Genomic DNA, 21762 nt, shown 5'->3' with positions numbered 1-21762 from the left:
ATGAACAGCCAATCGAACCAGCAGGGGATGGCGATCATCAGTGCGCTGCTGATCGCAGCGGTGGTCGCGGTGATCGCCGCCGGCATGCTGACCCGCCAGAGCGTTTCGACCCGGGCGCTGGAGGCCGAACAATTGCGCGTGCAGGGCCGTTGGGTGCTGCACGGCGGGTTGGAGATCAGCCGGCAATTGTTGTGGGATGCGCGGCAGCGCGATCCGCTGACCCGACTCGATCAACCTTGGGCGCAGCGGTTGAACACCCAGGGTTTCGAGGGGCGGCTGGAGGATGAGCAGGGCAAATTCAACCTGCGCAATCTGGTGGCCAACGAGCGGATCGATGATGCGCAGGTGCAGGCGTTCGAGCGCTTGTGCGAGTTGATTGGTGTGAGCAGCGGCTTGAGCCGGCGCATCAGTCAGCGGGTGATCGGCTCTTATCCGCATCTGTTGAATGCCCAAGTGGTGGACAAGCCTGTGGCGAAAAGCACTTTCGACAGTGGGCGCGCCACGTCGCCGTCCGCTTCGCGCAAACCGCAATCGCCGACCTTGCCGATGCTGCGCACGCTTGACGATTTGCGCAGTGTCGACGGGGTCAACGATGCGCTGTTGGCGAAACTGGCGCCGTACCTGACGGTGATTCCGGCGACCACCTGGCTCAACGGCAACACGGCCACGGCGCCAGTGCTGGCGGCTTATGTGCCGGGGCTGTCGCTGGAGCGGGCGCAGGCGTTGATCAATGAGCGTGACGCCGGGCGCTGGTTTATCAATCGTGGGGATTTCGTCAATCGCCTGCGACTGCCGCAACTGGAGATCACCAGTGTCAAGGTCGGCATCACCAGCGACTGGTTCCGGCTGCGCGGGCAGGCGCGGCGCGATCAGCGGCGGGTCAGCCTCGATGCGTTGCTGCATCGCAGTCAGGATCGTTTGCCACAAGTGATCTGGTCGCGGGTGGGCGTATGAGCCAGTTGCGTGTGAGTCTGCCGCCGCTGGCGGAGCTGGGTCTCGACAGTGAAGTGGATTGTGCGTGGCTGGATCGTCAGGGGCAGGTCACACGCCAGGAACGCGTGCGGCTCGGCGCGCTGCCGAAGCAGCCGCTGGTGTGTTTTCTGCACCCGTCGGACAGCCTGCTGGCGAGCATTGATCTGCCGCCGCTGCCCGCGAACAAAACCGCTGCGGCGGTGCAATGTGCGGCGCAGGCCTTGATGCTCGGCGACAGCGCCGAGATGCACATCGCTCACAGTGCCCGCAATGAAAGCGGCCAAGTGCAGATTGCCTGGGTAGCACGCAAGGATTTGCAGCACCTCGGGCAATTCGGTTTGAACCTCAAAGGCCTGTACCCGGCGGCCTACAGCTTGCCGGTGATGGCCGGCGGTGTCGGCTGTCTGCACGACGATCATCTGTTGCTGCGCCACGGTCCGAATGCGGCGCAGGTGCAGCCGATGATCGATGAAGCCTGGCTGCTGGAAACCGGTCTGCCGGCGCACTGGATCGGTGATGGCGCACCGGAGGCGGTGCAATCGACCTTGGCCGACACGCAGCGAAACGCCGGCCCGTTGCCGAATTGGGGCCTGCACGGCGGCCTCCAGCAACCGGGCACCGAACATCGCGGCTGGGGTAGGGCGCTCGGTTGCTGTGCGCTGGCGCTGGCGGTGTGGGTGATCGGTTTGAACCTGTACGCCGCCCGCGAGGCCGGGCAGGCCCAGCAGCTCAAGGCGCAGATGGCGCAGCGGGTGAAGCAGGCGTTTCCCGAGTTGCCGGTGATCCTCAATCCGCTGCAACAGGCCCGTCAGCAAATCGCGGCGCGCCAGCAAGGCGCGGTGGATGCGCCGGGGCAGGATTTCACGCGATTGGTGTCGCAGGCCGGCAGCGGCATGCCGTCCATGGCCGGTACGGTGCAGCGGCTGGAGTTTGTCGACGGCGCGTTGCAATTGAGTCTGCTACCCGAGGCAAGGCGTTCGGGCAACGACAAGGACTGGCAAGGCACGCAGGCCCAGGCCGGCATCAGCATCAGCCCGAATGACGACGGCTGGGTCCTGCGCCCGGCCGGCGAGGCGACCGCCGCCACCGACAACGACGACAGCAGCGGAGCCGAAGATGAATAGCCCATCGCTTGCGAAATACCGCGCCGGTTGGCAGCGCTTCAATGCTCAGTTACAGGCCCGGTGGCAGCCCTTGGCGCTGCGGGAAAAACGCATGGTCGGCGGGATGGCGGCGCTGTTGCTCGGGCTGTTTGTGTGGGTGGCGTTGGTTCAGCCGCCGCTGAAGAAGATCGCCGCCTCGCAAGTCGAAACCCCGAAACTGCGCGCCCAGGCTGAAGCGCTGGAAGTGCTGTTGCGCGACGTCAGCGTGCGCCCCGACGGGCAGAACCTGGAGCAGTCGCTGCAGCAAACCTTGCAGGCAAGCGGACTGGGCGGCCATTTCCAATTGACGGGCGCGTCCGCCGGTTGGCAGTTGACCTTCGACGCGGCACCGGCCGACGCCGTGCTCGACTGGCTGCTGAGCCAACCGCGGAATTTTTCACTGCAAGTGGTCGAGGCCCGTCTGCAACGTGCAGACGACGCCGCGACCGATGACACCGCCGGCACTCTGTCGGGCACCGTACGCATGGATCAGGCGCTGGGCGCTAAGGAAGCTTCATGAAGGGGTCAGGATCCAAACGCATGGCGTTGCCGATGCTGTTGATGGCATTGAGCGCGTGCAGCAACACCACACCACCGAATCAACCGCCGCTGCTGGTGGACAGCGAACTCGGTCGGCCGTTGGCCAACACTCAGCGCAGCGGCGACGCGGTGCTCGACCGCGAGCGTGCGCAGGCTCAGGTCAAACCGGCGCCGAAGCAATTGCACAACATCACCGAACGCGCCCGCAGCGGTGGTTCGGCGCGGGGCACGACGTTGCCGGCCAATCCGTTGGGCGATCAACCGGTGACGCTGAATTTTGTCGACGCCGATATTCAAGCGGTGGTGCGGGCGTTGTCGCGCTCCACCGGCCAGCAGTTTCTGGTGGATCCTCGGGTCAAGGGCAACCTGACGCTGGTCTCCGAAGGCCAGGTGCCGGCGCATCAGGCTTACGACATGTTGCTGGCGGCGCTGCGCATGCAAGGTTTCAGCGTGGTGGATGTCGGCGGCGTGGCGCAGGTGGTGCCGGAGGCCGACGCCAAATTGCTTGGCGGGCCGATCTACAGCGCTGACAAACCGGCCGGCAACGGCATGCTCACCCGCACGTTCCGCCTGCAATACGAGAACGCGGTGAACCTGATCCCGGTGCTGCGCCCGATCGTGTCGCCGAACAACCCGATCAACGCCTATCCGGGCAACAACACCATCGTCGTCACCGATTACGCCGAGAACCTCACGCGGGTCGCGCAACTGATTCAGGGCATCGACACCCCGAGCGCCATCGACACTGACGTGGTGCAGATCCAGAACGGCATCGCCGCCGACATCGCGCCGATGGTCGCCGACCTACTCGACGCGCCGGGCAATGACCCGACGCAGAAAATCGCAGTGATCGGCGACCCGCGCTCCAACACCATCATCATCCGCGCCGGCAGCCCCGAGCGCACGGAGTTGGCGCGCAACCTGATCTACAAACTCGACAACGCGCAGAGCAATCCCAGCAACCTGCACGTGGTGTACCTGCGAAACGCCCAGGCCGGCAAACTGGCCCAGGCCCTGCGCGGATTGCTCACCGGCGAGAGCGACAGCGGCACCAGCGACAATGCGCGTTCGGTGCTCAGCAACATGGGCAGCTCCACCAACTCGGGCGGTGGGCAGAACGGCCAGAGCGGCACGCAAACCAACGGCAGCACGTCGACCACCAACAACGGCAGCACCGGCGGCAGCTACGCCCAGGGCAGCAGCGCTAGCAGCGGCAGCAGTAATGCGCAAAGCAGCGAACAGAACGTCGCCTTCAGCGCCGGCGGCGTGACCATTCAGGCGGACGCGACCACCAACACCTTGCTGATTTCCGCGCCGGAACCGCTGTATCGCAACCTGCGCGAAGTCATCGATCTGCTCGATCAGCGCCGCGCCCAAGTGGTGATCGAAAGCCTGATCGTTGAAGTCGGCGAGGACGACGCCAGCGAATTCGGCGTGCAATGGCAGACCGGCAACCTCGGCGGCAACGGTGTGATCGGCGGCGCCAACCTCGGTGGTTCGGGGATCAATGTCAACGGCAAGACCAGCCTCGATGTGCTGCCGCAAGGCCTCAACCTCGGCTACGTCAACGGCACCGTCGACATTCCCGGGATCGGCAAGATTCTCGACCTGAAAGTGCTGGCCCGGGCGTTGAAGAGCAAGGGCGGCACCAACGTGCTGTCGACGCCGAACCTGCTGACCCTGGACAACGAAGCGGCGAGCATTTTCGTCGGCCAGACCATCCCGTTTGTCAGCGGCAGTTACGTCACCGGCGGCGGGGGCACCAGCAACAACCCGTTCCAGACCGTGACCCGCGAAGAGGTCGGCTTGAAGCTCAACGTGCGGCCGCAGATTTCCGAGGGCGGCACGGTGAAGCTCGACATTTATCAGGAAGTCAGCAGCATCGACGAACGCGCTTCGGCGGCGGCCAATTCGGCGGGGATCGTCACCAGCAAACGCGCGCTCGACACCAGCATCCTGCTCGACGACGGGCAGATCATGGTGCTCGGCGGTCTGCTGCAGGACGGCTACAGCCAGAGCAATGACGCGGTGCCTTGGTTGTCGAGCATTCCGGGGATCGGCGCACTGTTTCGCAACGAGCGTCGCTCGATCACCAAGACCAACCTGATGGTGTTCCTGCGCCCGTACATCATTCGCGACAGCGCGGCGGGGCGCAGCATCACGCTGAACCGCTACGACTTCATGCGCCGCGCTCAGGGCGGTCTGCAACCGGAGCGCAGTTGGGCGATGCCGGACATGCAGGCGCCGCAATTGCCGGCCACTGCCCAAGGCGTGCCGGCGCCGGTGTCCGGCCCGCGCGCGACCATCAAAGCGGTGCCGCTGCAATGAGCGCATTGCCTTACGCCTGGGCCAAGGCGCAGCGGATTCTGCTGCGCGACGGCGTGCTGACGGTGTGCCCGTCGACGCCGGGCTGGTCGATCAGCGAGGTACGACGGCAGTTCGGCGCGGCCAGGCTTGAGCGGGTGCGCGATGACGAACTCGACGGCTTGCTCGCTACTGCCTACGCCGACACCGGCAGCGCGGCAGCGGTGGTTGGCGCGGCGGAAAACGAAGTCGACCTCGACCGTCTGATGCAGGACATGCCGGAAATCACCGACCTGCTCGACACCCAGGACGGCGCGCCGGTGATCCGCATGATCAACGCCTTGCTCACCCAGGCGGCGCGGGACGAGGCCAGCGACATTCATATCGAACCGTTCGAAACCCATTCGGTGGTGCGCTACCGGGTCGACGGCACGCTGCGCGACGTGGTCTCGCCGCGCAAGGCGTTGCACGGTGCGCTGGTGTCGCGGATCAAGATCATGGCGCAGCTCGATATCGCCGAAAAACGCTTGCCGCAGGACGGGCGCATTGCGTTGCGCGTGGCCGGGCGGCCGATTGATATTCGCGTCTCCACTGTGCCCACCGGTCATGGCGAACGGGTGGTGATGCGTCTGTTGGACAAGCAGGCCGGGCGTTTGCATCTGGAAACCCTGGGCATGGATGCGCAGGTGCTGGCCAAGCTCGATCACCTGATCCGCCAGCCCCACGGCATCGTGCTGGTCACCGGCCCGACCGGTAGCGGCAAGACCACCAGCCTCTACGCGGCACTGGCGCGGCTGGATGCGAGCACCAGCAACATCCTCACCGTAGAAGACCCGGTGGAATACGACTTGCCGGGCATCAGCCAGATTCAGGTCAACGCCAAGATCGACATGACGTTTGCCCTGGCATTGCGGGCGATTCTGCGGCAAGACCCGGACATCATCATGATCGGCGAAATCCGTGACCTCGAAACCGCGCAGATCGCGGTGCAGGCTTCGCTGACCGGTCACCTGGTGCTCGCGACTCTGCACACCAACGATGCGGTGTCGGCGGTCAACCGCTTGGTCGACATGGGCGTCGAGCCGTTTCTGTTGGCCTCGTCGATGCTCGGCGTGTTGGCTCAGCGCCTGGTGCGGCGGCTGTGCAATCAGTGCAAACAGGAAGACCCGGCCACGCCCGGCACCTGGCGCCCGGTCGGTTGTGCGGCGTGCAATCACACCGGTTACAGCGGCCGGACCGGCATTCATGAGTTGTTCTGCATCGACGACGACATCCGCACCCTGATTCACCAAGGCGCAGGGGAGCAGGCGTTGCGCGCGGCGGCGAGCAAGGCCGGGATGTTCAGCCTGCGCGAGGACGGCGAGCGCTGGATTCGCAGCGGTGCCACGGCCCCTGAAGAAATCCTTCGTGTGACACGGGACGCCTGATGAATCGCTATCGTTTTGAAGCCGCCGATGCCAGCGGCAAGATCGAGTCCGGGCATCTGGAGGCGGACAGTCAGGGCGCTGCGTTTGGCGTGCTGCGCGGGCGTGGTTTGACGGCGTTGTCGGTGGAGAAGGAGAGCAATGTCTCCCAGCATGGCGGCGGTGGATTGTTTAGTGCCAAGCTCTCGGATAACGATCTGGCCTGGGCCACGCGACAGCTTTCGAGCCTGCTCGGCGCCAGTCTGCCGCTGGAGGCGGCGCTGAGCGCCACGGTCGAACAGGCCGAGAAAAAACACATCGCTCACACACTCAGCGCCGTACGTGCCGACGTGCGCAGCGGCATGCGCCTGGCCGAAGCGCTGGCGGCGCGACCACGGGATTTTCCGGAGATTTACCGGGCGCTGATCGCGGCGGGCGAGGAGTCCGGTGATCTGGCGCAGGTGATGGAGCGGCTGGCGGATTACATCGAGGAGCGCAACAACCTGCGCGGCAAGATTCTCACCGCGTTCATCTATCCGGGCGTGGTCGGGCTGGTGTCGATCGGCATCGTGATTTTCCTGCTCAGCTACGTGGTGCCGCAGGTGGTCAGCGCGTTTTCCCAGGCGCGGCAGGATCTGCCGGGGCTGACTTTGGCGATGCTCAATGCCAGTGATTTCATCCGGGCGTGGGGCTGGTTGTGCGCGGGCGTCATGGCCGGTGCGTTCTGGTGCTGGCGCCTGTATCTGCGCAACCCTGCGGCGCGCTTGAGTTGGCATCATCGGGTGCTGAAGCTGCCGCTGCTCGGGCGTTTCGTACTGGGGCTGAACACTGCACGGTTCGCCTCGACGCTGGCGATTCTCGGTGGCGCCGGGGTGCCGTTGTTGCGGGCACTGGAGGCGGCGCGGCAGACCTTGTCCAATGATCGTCTGAGCCTGAGCGTCAATGAGGCCACCGCCAAAGTGCGCGAGGGCGTCAACCTGGCGGCTGCGCTGAAAGTGGAGAACGTGTTTCCCCCAGTGCTGATTCACCTGATCGCCAGCGGCGAGAAAACCGGTGCGCTGCCGCCGATGCTCGAACGCGCTGCGCAAACCCTGTCCCGCGATATCGAGCGCCGGGCGATGGGCATGACTGCGTTGCTTGAGCCGCTGATGATCGTGGTGATGGGCGGGGTAGTGCTGGTGATCGTGATGGCGGTGCTGTTGCCGATCATCGAGATCAACCAGTTGGTGCAGTAGTTTTCTCAACTTTTTTTACCGGCGTCTGATCTCACCCGAGCGCCAAAAACAGCATCCTCGGGTTCTCCTTTCTGTCATCTGCAACGGCCCTTCAAGGGCTGTGGCCGATTCCCTCAAAAAGCTTGCCGCAGACACTCCGCACAACCCCCGGAACACCCGAGAAAATCCCTCGAAAATCAGCCTGCACCTCCCGAGGTTTTTTCCTTTATCTGTCACCGGAAACTGCGAATTTCTCAGTGCGACTTAACCACGGACCCCGCTTGCGAAGGTCGGCGGTGAGTCCTCCCAGTGTCATGCAAGTCCCCTGAAAACCTGTGTTCACAACCAACGTTGAAAAGGAGATTCTTCATGTTCAAGCGCACTCTGATCGCAGCTTCCCTGACCGTCGCTGCCCTGGCTTCCGCCCAGGCCATGGCTGCCAACGTAACCGGTGGTGGCGCGACTCTGCCTGCCGCTCTGTACAAAGGTTCTGCCAACAGCATCCTGCCAGCCAACTTCAGCTACCTGGGTACCGGTAGCGGCACCGGCAAGACCGCTTTCCTGACCAACAACTCGGCACTGTTCAACACCACCGGTTCGGTTCACTTCGCCGGTAGTGACTCGATCCTCAGCGCTTCGGAAATCAGCACCTACAACACCAACTTCGGCGCTTCGTACGGCCCGCTGATCCAGCTGCCTTCGGTGGCCACTTCGGTTGCCATTCCGTACAAGAAATCCGGCCAGACCGCTCTGAACCTGACCAGCGCTCAGCTGTGCGACGCCTTCTCCGGCGCCAAAACTACTTGGGGTGATCTGCTGGGCACTTCCGACACCACGCCGATCCGCGTTGTTTATCGCAACGTTTCCAGCGGCACCACGGAAATCCTGACCCGTCACCTGAACTCGATCTGCCCGACCAGGTTCGCCACCAACTCCACCTTCGCCAGCGCTCGTCTGCCAGCCGGTTCGACCCTGCCTTCGACCTGGGTAGGTGTTGCCGGTACTGCTGACGTGGCCACTCAAGTCAATGCCGTTGACGGCTCCATCGGTTACGTTGGTCCGGACGGTGTGAACGCCGCCAGCAACGCCGTGGTTGCTCGCGTCAACGGCGTACAGCCAACCACCGCCAACGTTTCGCTGGCTCTGGGTTCGGCGACTCTGCCAACCGCGCCTTCGAATCCTGCCCAGTGGGTACCGGTCGTTCCTAACCCAGCCAGCGGTTACCCGATCGTGGCTTACACCAACTTCATCTTCGGCCAGTGCTACAAGGACGCCACCGTGGCCGCTGATGTCAAAGCTTTCCTGACCACCCACTACAGCAACCCGGGCAACAACGCTGCCACCATCGCTCACAGCTTCACTCCGGTTCCAACCAACTGGAAAGCGGCCGTGACTGCCAACTTCGTCACCAACACCTCGGGCAACAACCTGGACATCAACAACGCCAGCGTCTGCAACGCTGTCGGCCGTCCTTTGTAAGCCTCGCTTCACGGCAATGAAATGGCAGCAGCCTTCGGGCTGCTGCCATTTTTTTTGGCCGATCTACACCTCGTTCATGAAGTTTGTGTGACATCCGTTCGGTCGCGGCCCCCGCCAACCGCCTATGTCGTAACAGCAGGGGCAAGCCGACCTGCGGCCTCATGTGGCAAACAAAAAGGATCTCGTAGTGATGCTCGCTCGCCCATCCCGTCGCAGTACCCGTGTTCAGCCTCAGCAGCGCATGGACGCCGATCCGGCGCTGTGGTTGCTCAAGCCCCTGGCGCAGGCGATTGCCTTGTGTCTGGTGGCAGGCAGTGCCGAGGCGGCGACTGCGTTCAGTTCGGGATGGTTCGCCGCCAAGGGCGCGGCGCAACAGGCCGCCGCAGCGCGCCCGAGCGTGGGCGGATTGCCGGGGATGACGCCACCGCTGGCGCAGCAGCAAAAGGCCAACCAGCAGTTGCAGCGCTCGATTCAGACCTTGAACAACACGGTGGCCGCGATTGCGGCGCAACAGGCGGCGCAGGCGGCCGGTCGTGCGGCGGCGCTGGGCACGGTGCAGTTTGTGCCTGATGGTCTGGGCGAGGGCGGTCTGAAGGTCGATAACAGCCTCACGCAAGGTTGGCAGAACGCCAAGGGCCCGCAGCAGACTCAGGTTGATGGCAAGACCACGGTGAAGATCGAGCAGACCGCCGACAAGGCGATCCTCAATTGGGAGACCTTCAACGTCGGGCGCAACACCACGGTCGATTTCGTCCAGCAGTCGAACTGGGCGGTGCTCAACCGGGTCAACGATCCGAATGCGCGGGCCAGCCAGATTCAGGGCCAGATCAAGGGTGACGGCACGGTGATGCTGATCAACCGCAACGGCATCGTGTTCAGCGGCACCAGTCAGGTCAACGTGCGCAACCTGGTGGCGGCGGCGGCCAACATCACTGACATTCAGTTCCGCGACCGCGGCCTGTATTTCGACAGCACCGGCAGCCAGCCGACGTTCACCGAGGCGGCCGGCAAAGTGCTGGTGGAGCGCGGCGCGTCCATCGAGACCGCGCGGCCGGCCAAATCGACCGATGCCGGCGGCTATGCCTTGCTGCTCGGCAGCGAAGTGCACAACGACGGCAGCATCAACACCGCCAAGGGCCAGACCGTGCTCGGCGCGGGGGATCGCTTTTACATCCGCAAAGGCTCGGGCACTGAGGGCAATGGCTTCTCGACGACGTTCGGCAACGAAGTCACGCCGGGCTTCAAGACCGGCAGCGCTGCCGGCAAGGTCAGCAACAACGGCCTGATTCAGGCCGCGACCGGCGACATCACCCTGACCGGCCATGAGGTCGTGCAAAATGGTGTGTTGCTGGCCAGCACCTCGGTCGCCACTCGCGGCACGATTCATTTGCTCAATCCGGCCACCGACACCCAGGGCAGCGTGACGCTGGGGCAGGGCAGCGCGACGGCGATCCTGCTCGACAGCAGCGATCTGACCGCCCTCGACAGTCAGCATCAGGCGGCGCTGACCGGCGTTACACCGAGCAACCGGATTCGCAGCGATCAGTCGCGCATTGATATCCAGAGCGGCGGCAGCGTCGAGTTCCAGAACGGTTCGATCACCCTGGCCACGGGCGGCCAGGTTGCAGTGGCGGCGCAGCGTCGCAGTCTGGTGCGTGACGGCGCATTGATCGATGTCTCCGGTGCCATCGGCGTGAAAGTCGCGATGGAATCCAACAGCATCAAGATCAACGTCCAGGGCAACGAGCAGCGCGATGCTTCGGTCAATCGCGACAAGGGTGCGCTCAACAGCAATGACATCTGGGTCGATGTGCGCGAACTGGTCTACGTCCCGGCCGGCACTAACGGCTACGCCACGGATCGCTGGTACACCGCTGGTGGTCTGCTGGAGGTCGGCGGTTACCTCGGCACCCAGGGCCACAGCGTCGGCGAGTGGATGGCTCAGGGCGGCATGGTCAGTTTTGCCGGCAATGACGTGGTGACCGAGAAGGGCTCGCTGATCAACCTGTCCGGCGGCACGCTGGACGTACAAAGCGGCGAGATTCGCCAGAGCTGGCTGCGCGGGGCCGACGGGCGCCTGTATGAGGTCTCAAAGGCACCGGGGGATCTGCTCTACACCGGGCTGTACAAAGGCTTTGAAGACAGCAGTGAACGCTGGGGTCAGACGAGTTATTACTACAACCCGTTGATTGCGCCGTCCAGTCGTCGGGAGTCGGGCTACACCGTGGGACGCGATGCCGGGCAACTGGTGATCGGCACCCGCAACGCTGTGCTCGAAGGGCAAATGCTTGGCGAGGTTTATCAGGGCGAGCGCCAGATCCAGGCACCGCGTGCCGTACTCGATGGCTATGCGCAGAGTCAGACTGCGCTGGCGCGGCGCGGGCAGTTGATTGTCGGCAGTTATGACCCGGCGTACGTGGCGGCTTCCGGTGGTTTGCTCTACGGCCTCAACCCATTGTTCGATCAGGTGCAGGTCGGCGGCGAACGTCCGCTGGCCGGCGATGATCGGGAGCTGACCGGCGCCGTATCCGATGCGCGCAGCGGCAAGCTGTTTCTTGATGCCGGGCAACTCAGTGACTGGCAACTGGGCACGCTGAAAGTGGCGGCCAAGGAACGGATCAATGTCCAAGGTGCCGTCACCGTCGACAATGGCGGCGACATCACCCTTTACGGGCCGGACGTGCAGGTCAACGCAAACCTGACCGCGCGTGGCGGCAGCCTGCATCTGGGCAATGTGCTCAATCAGCTCAACACCGATCGCCTCACCGACACCCGACTCGTCGCGCCGACCGGCAAGGCCACCCGCGTGAGCGTGGCTGAAGGGGCACAACTGGACACTCGCGGTCTGTGGAGCAACCTGCGCACCAACCCTGACGATACCGCCAGCCTGGCGTATCTGGATGGTGGCGTGGTGTCGATTCGCAGCAGCGGTGACATCGAGATCGGTGCCGGCAGCCTGCTGGACGTGTCTTCCGGCGGGGCGATTCTGGCCAATGGCAAGACCCTCGGAGGCAAGGGCGGTGACGTGACGCTGGAGGCCGGCGCCTTGACCGCGTCGGGTGACAGTCATCTGACTCTGGACGGCCAGCTGCGGGGTTACGGTGTGTCTGGCGGCGGCCGTTTGTTTCTGCAGACCGGCGATGTGCTGATCGGCCAGACCGATAAGCGTCAGGCCGACTCTGTGTTGCAGCTGACGCCGACGCTGTTTGAAAAAGGCTTCTCGACCTACAACCTGATTGGCCTGAACCGGATGGAAGTGACGGATAACACCGTCATTGATGTGTCGATGCCGGTCTATCGCTTCAGCGAGGCGGCCGCCAATCAGGTCAGCGGTGCCGCGCCGCAGCGGGCACTGGAGCTGTGGACGCCGCCGCTCTATCAGGAAAATCCGACCAAGGCCCAACTGACGCAGCGTGCCGGTGCCAGCCTGACGCTGCAGGCCGGTAGCAGCGAAGTCAGGTTGCTCGATCCTGCGCACACGACCCTGAGCCTCGGCCAGGGCTCGCGCATCAGCGTCGACCCCGGGCAGAGCATCAACTTGCGCGGCGCGGGACAGATCACCCTCAATGGCGAACTGAATGCCTGGGGTGGCACCCTCGACATTCGCCAGCAACAGTTCGGTTTGAACGACGTCGCCGACAACTCACAACTGGCTGACAACGCAGCGCACAACCGCTCGATCTGGATCGGCGAACACGCGGTGCTGGATGTGGCTGGCCGCGCGGCCACGGCGGTGGATGCGCTGGGTCGTACTTACGGGCTGGTGGGCAAGGGCGGCACGATCATCGTCGGCGGTGAAATCGATGCGAAAAAAACCACGGCAACGTCGGCCGACGCCTATGTGATCGTGCGTGAGGGCGCACGACTGGACGCGTCCGGTGCTCAAGCCACGCTGGATATCGCCGGGCAGGGCCCCACGCCGATAGCCACCGATGGTGGACGAATCAGCCTCAGCTCCTATAACGGACTGTTCATCGATGGCAGCCTGCGTGCAGTCGCCGGTGGTGCGGGCGCAGCCGGCGGGCGTCTGGACATTGCACTGGAGACGCCGCTCTACGACCTCAACCTCGCCGCCAATAAAGTGCGTGCCGCCAGGGAAATCATCCTTGGACAGGGCGCAGGCAAGTCCCTGCTGCCGCAGGATCTGCAACCCGGTGCCGCTGCTTCAGCCTTGCAATACGGTCGTGCCCGCCTGGGCGCCAATCAGTTGATGGCCGGCGGTTTCGACAACCTGAGCCTGCTGAGCAATGGTTTGCTGTCGTTCGACGGCGATGTCGATCTGCACAGCCGCCAGAGCCTGAGTCTGTATGCCGGCGCGTTGGCGTTGGCCGACGGCGCCAGAGAGACTGCGCGGATCAATCTGTCAGCGCCGTATCTGCGGTTGTCGGGGACCGGCAAATACTTCGACGCGCCGGGTTATCTGCGCCCGCGAGTCATGAACACTCCGACGACCCAGGTGGCACCCGCCACGTTCAACGCCACGGCGGACCTGCTGGATCTGGGCAACAGCCTGTCGTTCGGCACGGCGGGGAAGATTGCGTTACTCAACGGTGCGGCAATCGAGGTCAGTCGGCGCGGCTTTGATCAGGTGACCTTGCACAGCCGGGGGGATCTGCGCTTTCTGGCTCCGACCGGGTACACCACTAAAACGGAGTTGTGGACGCCTGGGGACCTGAACCTGCAGGCCGCGCAAATCTATCCGGCCAGTGATGTCACTGCCGAGGTGCGGGTCGGTTATCAGAGCGTGCACCCGGGCGCCGACCCGGCGCGCACCTTGCGCATCACCCGCGCCGGAAGCGCCCCGGCCGCCGTGCCTTACTCGGTGTTTGGCGACTTGACGCTGGCTGCCGGGCACATCGAGCAGGGCGGCGTTATTCGTGCGCCGCTGGGCATGATCCGCCTGGGCGACGAGACCGTGGTCAACACCCATGACCTGCATTTGTTGCCGGGCAGTGTGACGTCGGTCAGCGCGGACGGACTGGTCATGCCCTATGGCGGCACCACCGACGGCATCGACTATCGATACGCTGGCAAATCGGTTGTGCTCAAGGGGATTACCGCAGAAACCGCCGGTGTAACGCTGACCTCGCGGTACGTCGATGTGCAGCAGGGAGCATTGATCGATTTGTCTGGCGGCGGCGACCTGCGAGGGGCCGGGTTTGTGTCCGGGCGGGGCGGCTCTACCGATGCACGCTTCAATCCGCTGGTGCGCAATGCCACCGACGGTTCGTTCAGCTTGCCAGGCCTGGCCAGCAATCCGGTGTACGCCATCGTGCCCGGCAATCAGAGCACCTACGCGCCGATGCTCGCCGAAGCGGGAGCGGTTGATCCGCGCATCGGCCAGCAAATCACCCTCGGCGCCGGCGTGCCGGGGCTGGCGGCAGGCACCTATACGCTGCTGCCCTCGACGTTCGCCTTGTTACCGGGGGCGTTCCGGGTCGAGGTCAACGGCCAGGCCGCAGCGGGTGTCACGCCTGGCGCGTTGCCTTTGCGCAATGGTTCATGGACCAGCTCGGGGTTGATGTCGATCGCCAACACCGGGCTGCGTGACAACCTGGCCAGCCAGGTCATCCTGACCTCGGCCGATGTCGTGCGCCGTTATTCGCAGTACAACGAAACCGGTTTTACTCAATTCGTCCGCAGTGACGCTGCACGGCGTGGCGTGCCACGGGCGTTGGCGCCGATGGATGGCAAGTCGCTGAATCTGTACTTGATGTCGGGCGCCGAGCAGGGTATTGCGCTGGATTTCGCCGGACAGGTGTTGTTCAAACCGGCCACTGGCGGCGTGGTCGGGACGGCGGTGGTGAGGGGCGCGCGGGATGTGGAACTGCTCGGCGACGGGCATCGGCGTACCGAGGGTTTCAGCGGCGTGTCGCTGTATGCCGACAGCCTCAACAGATTGGGTGCAGGCCGTCTGACCATCGGCGCGCAACCGGCGATCGATTACAACACGGCGGGCAATATCGTTTCGTTCATCGGTGATACATCGAATATCACCCTGCGTGAGGGCGCCATGCTGTCTGCGCCTGAAGTGCTGCTGCGTACCACCAGTACCCGTGGCAGCATCACGCTCGAAGCCGGTTCGGGGATCAACACTCTGGGGCGCGGCGACGCACCGTACGATTCATCCGCAGGCTTTATCTATGCTCCGGGCACGGCAGGTCTGCTGGTGGTCTCGAACGGTTGGACCAACGTGCTCGCGCCATCGTTGTCGACCCCTACCTCCGGCGCGGGGGATATTCGCATCGGCAACTGCCCGACGAACGCCTGCACCAACCCGACGCTGCTTTACTCCAATGGCAGCATCACGGCCGCCACAGACAAACAGTTCGAGCTCGACGAAACGGTACGCTTCGGTACTCGCCATCTGACGCTGGCGGTGGGGACGATCAATGCCGGCAGTGCCGAGGCCTTGAGTGCCGCCGGCAGTCGTGTGCCGACCGGCCTGACCCTGAACCAGAACGTGCTCGACCGGCTGTTGCGCGGTGATACGCAGTTTGGCGCTCCGGCCCTGGAGACCTTGAGCCTGACCAGTCGCGATGCCTTCAATTTCTATGGCAGTGTCAGCCTCGACACGCTGGATCGGCAGACCGGCGTCAGCAAACTGCAGAATCTGATACTCAGCACACCGGCCATTTATGGCTTGGGCCAAGCCGCAGACGTTGCGAGCATCCGCACTGCGAATCTGGTCTGGAACGGCGCCACGCAAGCGCCCGCTGCTGTCATCTCTGGCGGCGCCGGCACCGGTCAGGGCACACTCGACATTCAGGCCCAGCGCATCGAATTCGGCTACGGCCCCAACCCGCAGGCCAGTGGACTGGAGCAGAACGATCGCCTGGTGCTGGGCTTTGCCAACGTCAATCTGACCGCCAGCGACCGCATCACCGCCAACCACAAAGGCAGCCTTGCGGTGTATCAGGCGCAAGGCGCATTCGACCCGGTCGGGGGTTATGCCTACAGCGGCGGCAACCTCAACCTTCGCACCCCGTTGCTGACGGGGGAGGCGGCCTCGGTGAACCTGCTCAAGGCCGGTAACAACCTGACTCTCACGGGCGCCGGTACCCCAGCGGCGGCCAATGTCCTGGGCGCGGAACTGACGCTCGATGCGCGTAATGTCACGCTCGACAGTCGCATTGCTCTGGCCAGCGGCAAACTGGTGATCAAATCGGCAGAAGACCTGACCCTGAACAGTGGCGCTTACCTGGATATGGCCGGGCGTACCCTGGCGTTCAACGATGTGAACAAGTACAGCTGGGGCGGTGATGTGGCGCTGTACAGTAGCCACGGCAATATCCGTCAGCTCGCGGGCTCAATCATCGACCTGTCGGCGCAGAACAATCAGGCCGGCAATCTCAGCGCCATCGCCTTGGCCAGCGATGCCGGGATGGTCGATTTGCAGGGCCAGATCCTCGGCGCCAGCAGCGGCAGTTATGACGCGGGTGGCACATGGGTGCCGTACAAGGCCGGTGGCGTGGACATCCGCGCGCAACACTTGAATGGCGATCCGAGCCAGCAATTTGCGGCCCTTAACCAGCGCTTGAACGCAGGGCAGGTTTTTGGCAGCCGCAGCCTGCAACTCAAGCAGGGCGATCTGTTGATCGGCGACGGGCTCAAGGCCGGTGAGGTCAATGTCTCGGTGGACAACGGTAGCCTGACCGTCGCGGGGCTTGTCGACGCGAGTGGTTCAAGGGTTGGTTCGATTCGTCTGTCGGCGAAGAACGGCCTGACCGTGACTGGCAGCGCCGTGCTCGACGCCCATGGCCGTGTGCTGCGGGTCGACAGCTACGGAAAAATCATCGATGCACCGAACCGGGCGATGGTCGAGCTCAACTCCGGCGCCGGAACGCTGACGCTGGGCTCCGGCGCACGGATCGATCTGCGCCACGGCACCGACGCTGCACCGGGGCCATTGCCCGGGCAGTCCGATGGATTGCCGCGCGGTACGCTGGAGTTGAACGCACCACGTCTGGCCGGCGGCGACATCGCCATCGATGCCAGCGGCGCACTGAACATTCAGGGCGCCCGTTCGATCGGGCTCAATGCCACGCGCCGTTACAGCGATGCCAGCGACGGTGCAGACCCGGCGGCCAGCGGACGTCCGTATCAGGTGATCGATCAGGCCTACCTTGACCGCATCCATGGCGACAACACGGCGTTCATCGATGCCGCGTTGCTCAACAGCAACCTGCTGCAGAACAAACTGGCCGGCCTGAACAATGCGTCCTATGCCGATGCCTTCCATCTGCGACCGGGTGTCGAGATCGTCAGCAAAACCGCCGACGGCGATCTGGTGGTGCAGGGCGATGTGGATCTGTCCGGTTACCGCTATGCCAGTCTCAATCCGCATACGCAGAAAACCGCAGCCTATGGATCTGGCGAGTCTGGCAGCCTGGTGATTCGCGCCGGCGGCAATCTCGATATCCACGGCAGCCTCAACGACGGTTTTGCACCGCCACCCGAGACGGTCGACGATGCGGGCTGGAAACTGTTGCCGGGGATTCAGCCGTTCGGCGGTGATCTGGTGGTGCCGGGTGCAGGCGTCACACTGGCGGAGGGCACGCTGTTCCCGGCGGGCGTCACGCTGAACTACGACGTGCCGCTGCAAGCGACGACCCTGGCCGCTGGCACGTTGTTGCCAACCGAAGCGACCTTGGCCGCGCCGTACACGCTGGGCGCCGGTACGGTACTGGCAGGCGCGGTTCACGATGCCTCGGGCCAGTTGATTTTTGCCGCTGGAACGCTGCTGACCGACAACGTCACATTGCCGGCCGGCAGCCGCCTTGGCGCGGGCATTCGCTTGAATGACGTCACGTCTGTCAAAGCGATTCGCTGGCCTAAAGGCGTGCCGTTGCCGGGGAGCGTCGAAGCCGGTACCAACGCGATCAAAGGCGTGCGCTTGAGTGGATCGCTGGCATTGCTGCGCGGTTCTTTGATTCCGTCGATGACCGACGTAGTGCTGGCCGATGGGACGGCCTTTATCGAGTTGCGGCCATTGAACGGCAACCAGCAGGGGCGCAACTGGGCCGTTGCCAGCCTGTTACCGGCCGGCAGCGCGTCCTGGTCGATGCGGGTGGTGGCGGGGGCCGATTTGGGTGCCGCTGATACGCGTGCGATCAAGCCGGTTTCCAGCGACGGCAATCTGCGTCTGGCCGACACTCATTACGGGCTCAAAGTCACTGAAAAGGCACCAACCCTGGTCTGGGGTGAAGGCAACCTGGGTGGCTTCACCCCGGGCGAACCAGTGCCTGACGAGCTCAAGGAATGGTGCGACTGGGCACCGAACTCCTGCGTTTCTGCACCGCGATGGACGTGGGCACCGGACAACTGGATGGGCATGCCCCCGGGGTCACCGATAAGCGATGACGACGTGCTTGCCTGGTGTGGGTCTTTCCCTGAGCTGTGCGTGGAAAACAAACCGGGCATCACCGTCAGGACCCGCACACAGATGTTCAGCGTACTGCGTACCGGTACCGGGGATCTGGACGTGCTCGCCGCCGGTGATCTGAGCATGGACTCACCGTTCGGCGTCTATACCGCCGGCACCCAATCCGAAGAGATCGATCCGCGCTTCAACCAGCCGCGCGGACGTCTGTCGGACAACGGTTCGGTGCTGGGCAGTGCCGGCAGCGATTACGAGCGGTGGGTCACAGGCAACGACAGTCTGTATCAGGCCTGGTACCCGCAAATGGGCGGCAACCTGACCATCAACGCCGGTGGTTCGATTTCGGGGGATGTGCTGGGTCGGCGTGGCCCTTCGGCAACCCTGGAAACACCTGAGCAAGTGCCCAGTGTGGCGGTGGGCAACTGGCTCTGGCGTCAGGGAACCGGCAACAGCGATGTGCCGACGGCGTGGTGGATCAACTTCGGCAGTTATGCGACTCAGCCGTTGCCGGATCAAGGCGTCGATACCGGGCCGTTCCTGGTTGGCTTCACCGGTTTCGGCACGTTGGGTGGCGGCAACATCAGCCTGCGCGCAGGTGCCGATGGGGGCATGGTCAAGGCGTTGGGCGAAAACGCCAACACCAATCTTTACCCCCGTGGCCAAGGCTTGATCGTGGCGGTCGGGAGTACCGGGCGCGTCGGCGACGATGGACGGCTGCAATTGACCGGTGGCGGTGACATGGACATCCGCATCGGCGGTTCGCTCAATCCGTCGTTGCAGGCCCGGGCCGGCAACATTGGCGTGGGAGTCCCCCGACACGACCTGCAAGGCGCTCTGATCAACCTGCGCGGCGCGGCCCGACTGACTGGCGGGGCGCTGGGTGGAATCAATCTGCAGTACGGCGCAGCCTCCTATGTGCAGGACCCACGAGAAGTCCGACCGTTTGACCCGTTCACATCCACCGCTGGCAGTGCCTCCGGCGGCCTGGTCTTGATCCCTGGCGACTCTGGCATGAGCCTCAATACCCGCGGCGACCTGGTGCTGGGTGGTGCGGCGGACCCGGGCCGGGTTCGGTTGCAGAACTCGACGCCGTTCACCACCGCTGACGGTGTCGTGCATGACGGGGGCGGATTGAGTGGTTTCTCGCTATGGACCGATCACACGGCTATCGATCTGTTTTCGGCTGGAGGCAACCTGACGCCAAGCACACAGCTGGGCGAGGTTGACGGGCAGGGGCCCATGATCGGGCGAAACACATCGCCCACCGATGGGCGCTTCGTATATCCGTCGATCCTGCGTGCGGTGGCGGCCCAGGGCTCGATTTATGCGGGGCCGTCGGCGACCTACATGCAAGGCAGCGGATTTTTGCCGGCCACAGCGTACTCCTTGTTGCTGGCGCCCTCGAAGGCAGGGCAACTGGAGCTCCTGGCGCAGGATTCGATCTATGCCGGTGGCTACGCAATCAACCAGTCGGGCGCCAGTCCGTCGGCCATCGCTACGCCATTCACGCCGGCCTTCAATGGCTACGGTAACAACACATCGAAAACGCCGATCATGACCAACCGTGGCAGTGATGGGGTTTCACCCGATAAAAACTTGCGATATCCGCTGTTTGCTTTCGGTGCCAACAGTTACTCGGGTTTGAGTGAGGTGCAGGCGCCCGCACGGTTCTATGCTTTGACCGGTGATCTGGTGGGGGTGCGCAGTGGTGAAACACTGACGTTCAGCCTCTCCAAACGTACCTGGTACGAGGCGGCCAGCCCTGTCTGGATGCTGGCAGGGCGCGACGTCGTGGCTTCCGGTACCTTTCTCGGGCAACCGACCACGGCGCCCAACGGCGAGATGGGGTTACCGAATACAGAGGGTGTCGCCTCGACCGGCAATCTGTTCGTGCACAACAATTCACGGGATATTTCCCGGGTCTCGGCAGGGCGCGACATCCTCTACAGCAGCTTCGACATCGCCGGCCCGGGTGTGCTGGACATCAAGGCAGGGCGCAACATCCTGATGGAGGACCGTGCCAGCATTACCAGCATCGGACCGATTCTGGCGGGGGACAACCGCCCCGGCGCCAGCCTGGTGATGCAGGCCGGTACGGGCGCACAGGGAGCGGATTATTCGCGGTTCATCGCCCGTTACCTGAACCCGCAGAACCTCGCGGACCCGAACGCATCCCTCAACGGGCAACCGGGCAAAGTGGTCAAGACTTACCTCGATGAACTGCAGAGCTGGCTGACCCTTGGCTATGGCTTCAGCGGCAACGCCGAACAGGCGCAAGCCTTCTTCGCTGCACTGCCGAGTACCGAGCAGGCGATCTTCGCCCGTCAGGTGTACTTCGCCGAACTGCGTGCCGGCGGCCTGGAATACAACGACGCCGATGGCCCACGCAAAGGCAGTTATCTGCGCGGTCGCAATGCCATTGCCTCGTTGTTCCCGACCACCGATGTGGCCGGCAACCCGATCCGTTATGACGGCGACATCACTCTATATGGCGGTGCCGGGGTCAAGACGCTGTTCGGTGGTGATATTCAGATGCTTACGCCGGGCGGTGGTCAGGTGTTCGGCATCGAGGGCGCGGCGCCGCCATCCACGGCGGGCATCATCACCCAGGGCTCGGGTAACATTCAGCTCTACTCCCAGGGCAGCATTCTGCTGGGGCAGAGCCGGATCATGACCACGTTCGGCGGCTCGATCCTTGGCTGGTCAGCCGAGGGCGACATCAACGCCGGTCGCGGTTCGAAAACCACCGTGGTCTACACCCCGCCGAAACGCGTGTACGACACCTGGGGCAACGTGACCCTGTCGCCATCGGTGCCAAGCACCGGTGCCGGTATCGCCACGCTCAACCCGATTGCCGAGGTGGCACCGGGGGACATCGACCTGATCGCGCCGCTGGGCACCATCGATGCGGGCGAGGCGGGGATTCGCGTGTCGGGCAACGTCAACATCGCCGCGCTGACGGTGGTCAACGCCGCCAACATCTCGGTGCAGGGCAAGGCGACCGGCGTGCCGGTGGTCTCGGCGGTCAACACCGGGGCGATCACCTCGGCCAGTTCCGCCGCGTCGTCGGCAACCCAGGCGGCGGAAGACGTCGCCCGTCAGCAGCAAGCCGCGTCGCGCCAGAACCAGGCTTCGGTGTTCACCGTGCAGGTACTGAGCTTCGGCAACGAACAACTGGCCCCGACCCGCGACGGCGCCAGCCGCGCACCGACGCCGGGCTACAACCCCAACAGCCCGGTGCAGGTGCTGGGCGCCGGAGCGCTGGATGAACAGGCGAAACTGCAGCTGACCGAAGAGGAGCGGGGACAGCTGACGTTGTAAAGAAC

At 64.1% G+C, this 21762-nt stretch carries 8 protein-coding genes; all 8 read left to right on the top strand.

Annotated elements, in window-relative coordinates:
- The 8 genes from gspK to GQX66_RS04350 all read left to right on the top strand — a co-directional run bounded on the left by gspK (position 1) and on the right by GQX66_RS04350 (position 21757).
- On the top strand, positions 1-954 hold the full coding sequence (gene gspK, locus GQX66_RS04385; protein ID WP_240866912.1) for a type II secretion system minor pseudopilin GspK: 954 nt from the start codon (positions 1-3) through the stop codon (positions 952-954).
- Positions 951-2096: a type II secretion system protein GspL gene (gene gspL, locus GQX66_RS04380; RefSeq protein ID WP_240866909.1), complete on the top strand. Its 1146-nt coding sequence runs from the start codon at positions 951-953 to the stop codon at positions 2094-2096. The genes gspK and gspL overlap by 4 nt, the downstream gene beginning before the upstream one ends.
- Positions 2089-2634 carry a type II secretion system protein GspM gene (gene gspM, locus GQX66_RS04375; protein ID WP_240866906.1) on the top strand — a complete coding sequence of 182 codons (546 nt, stop codon included), beginning with the start codon at positions 2089-2091 and terminating at the stop codon, positions 2632-2634. The genes gspL and gspM overlap by 8 nt, the downstream gene beginning before the upstream one ends.
- On the top strand, positions 2631-4982 hold the full coding sequence (gspD, locus tag GQX66_RS04370; protein ID WP_240866903.1) for a type II secretion system secretin GspD: 2352 nt from the start codon (positions 2631-2633) through the stop codon (positions 4980-4982). The genes gspM and gspD overlap by 4 nt, the downstream gene beginning before the upstream one ends.
- Entirely contained in the window at positions 4979-6385 is a 1407-nt protein-coding gene (gene gspE, locus GQX66_RS04365; protein ID WP_085646839.1) for a type II secretion system ATPase GspE, read from the top strand. The genes gspD and gspE overlap by 4 nt, the downstream gene beginning before the upstream one ends.
- The gene (gspF, locus tag GQX66_RS04360; RefSeq protein WP_240866886.1) at positions 6385-7596 is read left to right on the top strand and encodes a type II secretion system inner membrane protein GspF; all 1212 of its coding nucleotides are present in this window, start codon (positions 6385-6387) and stop codon (positions 7594-7596) included. The genes gspE and gspF overlap by 1 nt, the downstream gene beginning before the upstream one ends.
- Before the next feature lie 348 nt (positions 7597-7944).
- Entirely contained in the window at positions 7945-9054 is a 1110-nt protein-coding gene (locus tag GQX66_RS04355; protein WP_102687582.1) for a substrate-binding domain-containing protein, read from the top strand.
- A 190-nt stretch (positions 9055-9244) separates the two neighbouring features.
- Positions 9245-21757 carry a filamentous haemagglutinin family protein gene (locus GQX66_RS04350; protein WP_240866864.1) on the top strand — a complete coding sequence of 4171 codons (12513 nt, stop codon included), beginning with the start codon at positions 9245-9247 and terminating at the stop codon, positions 21755-21757.
- Positions 21758-21762: the final 5 nt, after the last annotated feature.

It is taken from the genome of Pseudomonas sp. B707 (assembly GCF_022496685.1).
Taxonomy (GTDB): Bacteria; Pseudomonadota; Gammaproteobacteria; order Pseudomonadales; family Pseudomonadaceae; genus Aquipseudomonas; species Aquipseudomonas paraglycinae.
The sequence above is the reverse complement of the archived record's forward strand: the minus strand, read 5'-3'. Positions and strand labels throughout refer to the sequence as shown.

Bases quoted from the DNA above. Each gene is read 5' to 3' on its own strand.
- gspD (WP_240866903.1), top strand. From the start codon at position 2,631: ATGAAGGGGTCAGGATCCAAACGCATGGCGTTGCCGATGCTGTTGATG.
- GQX66_RS04350 (WP_240866864.1), top strand. From the start codon at position 9,245: ATGCTCGCTCGCCCATCCCGTCGCAGTACCCGTGTTCAGCCTCAGCAG.
- gspL (WP_240866909.1), top strand. From the start codon at position 951: ATGAGCCAGTTGCGTGTGAGTCTGCCGCCGCTGGCGGAGCTGGGTCTC.
- GQX66_RS04355 (WP_102687582.1), top strand. From the start codon at position 7,945: ATGTTCAAGCGCACTCTGATCGCAGCTTCCCTGACCGTCGCTGCCCTG.
- gspK (WP_240866912.1), top strand. From the start codon at position 1: ATGAACAGCCAATCGAACCAGCAGGGGATGGCGATCATCAGTGCGCTG.
- gspF (WP_240866886.1), top strand. From the start codon at position 6,385: ATGAATCGCTATCGTTTTGAAGCCGCCGATGCCAGCGGCAAGATCGAG.
- gspM (WP_240866906.1), top strand. From the start codon at position 2,089: ATGAATAGCCCATCGCTTGCGAAATACCGCGCCGGTTGGCAGCGCTTC.
- gspE (WP_085646839.1), top strand. From the start codon at position 4,979: ATGAGCGCATTGCCTTACGCCTGGGCCAAGGCGCAGCGGATTCTGCTG.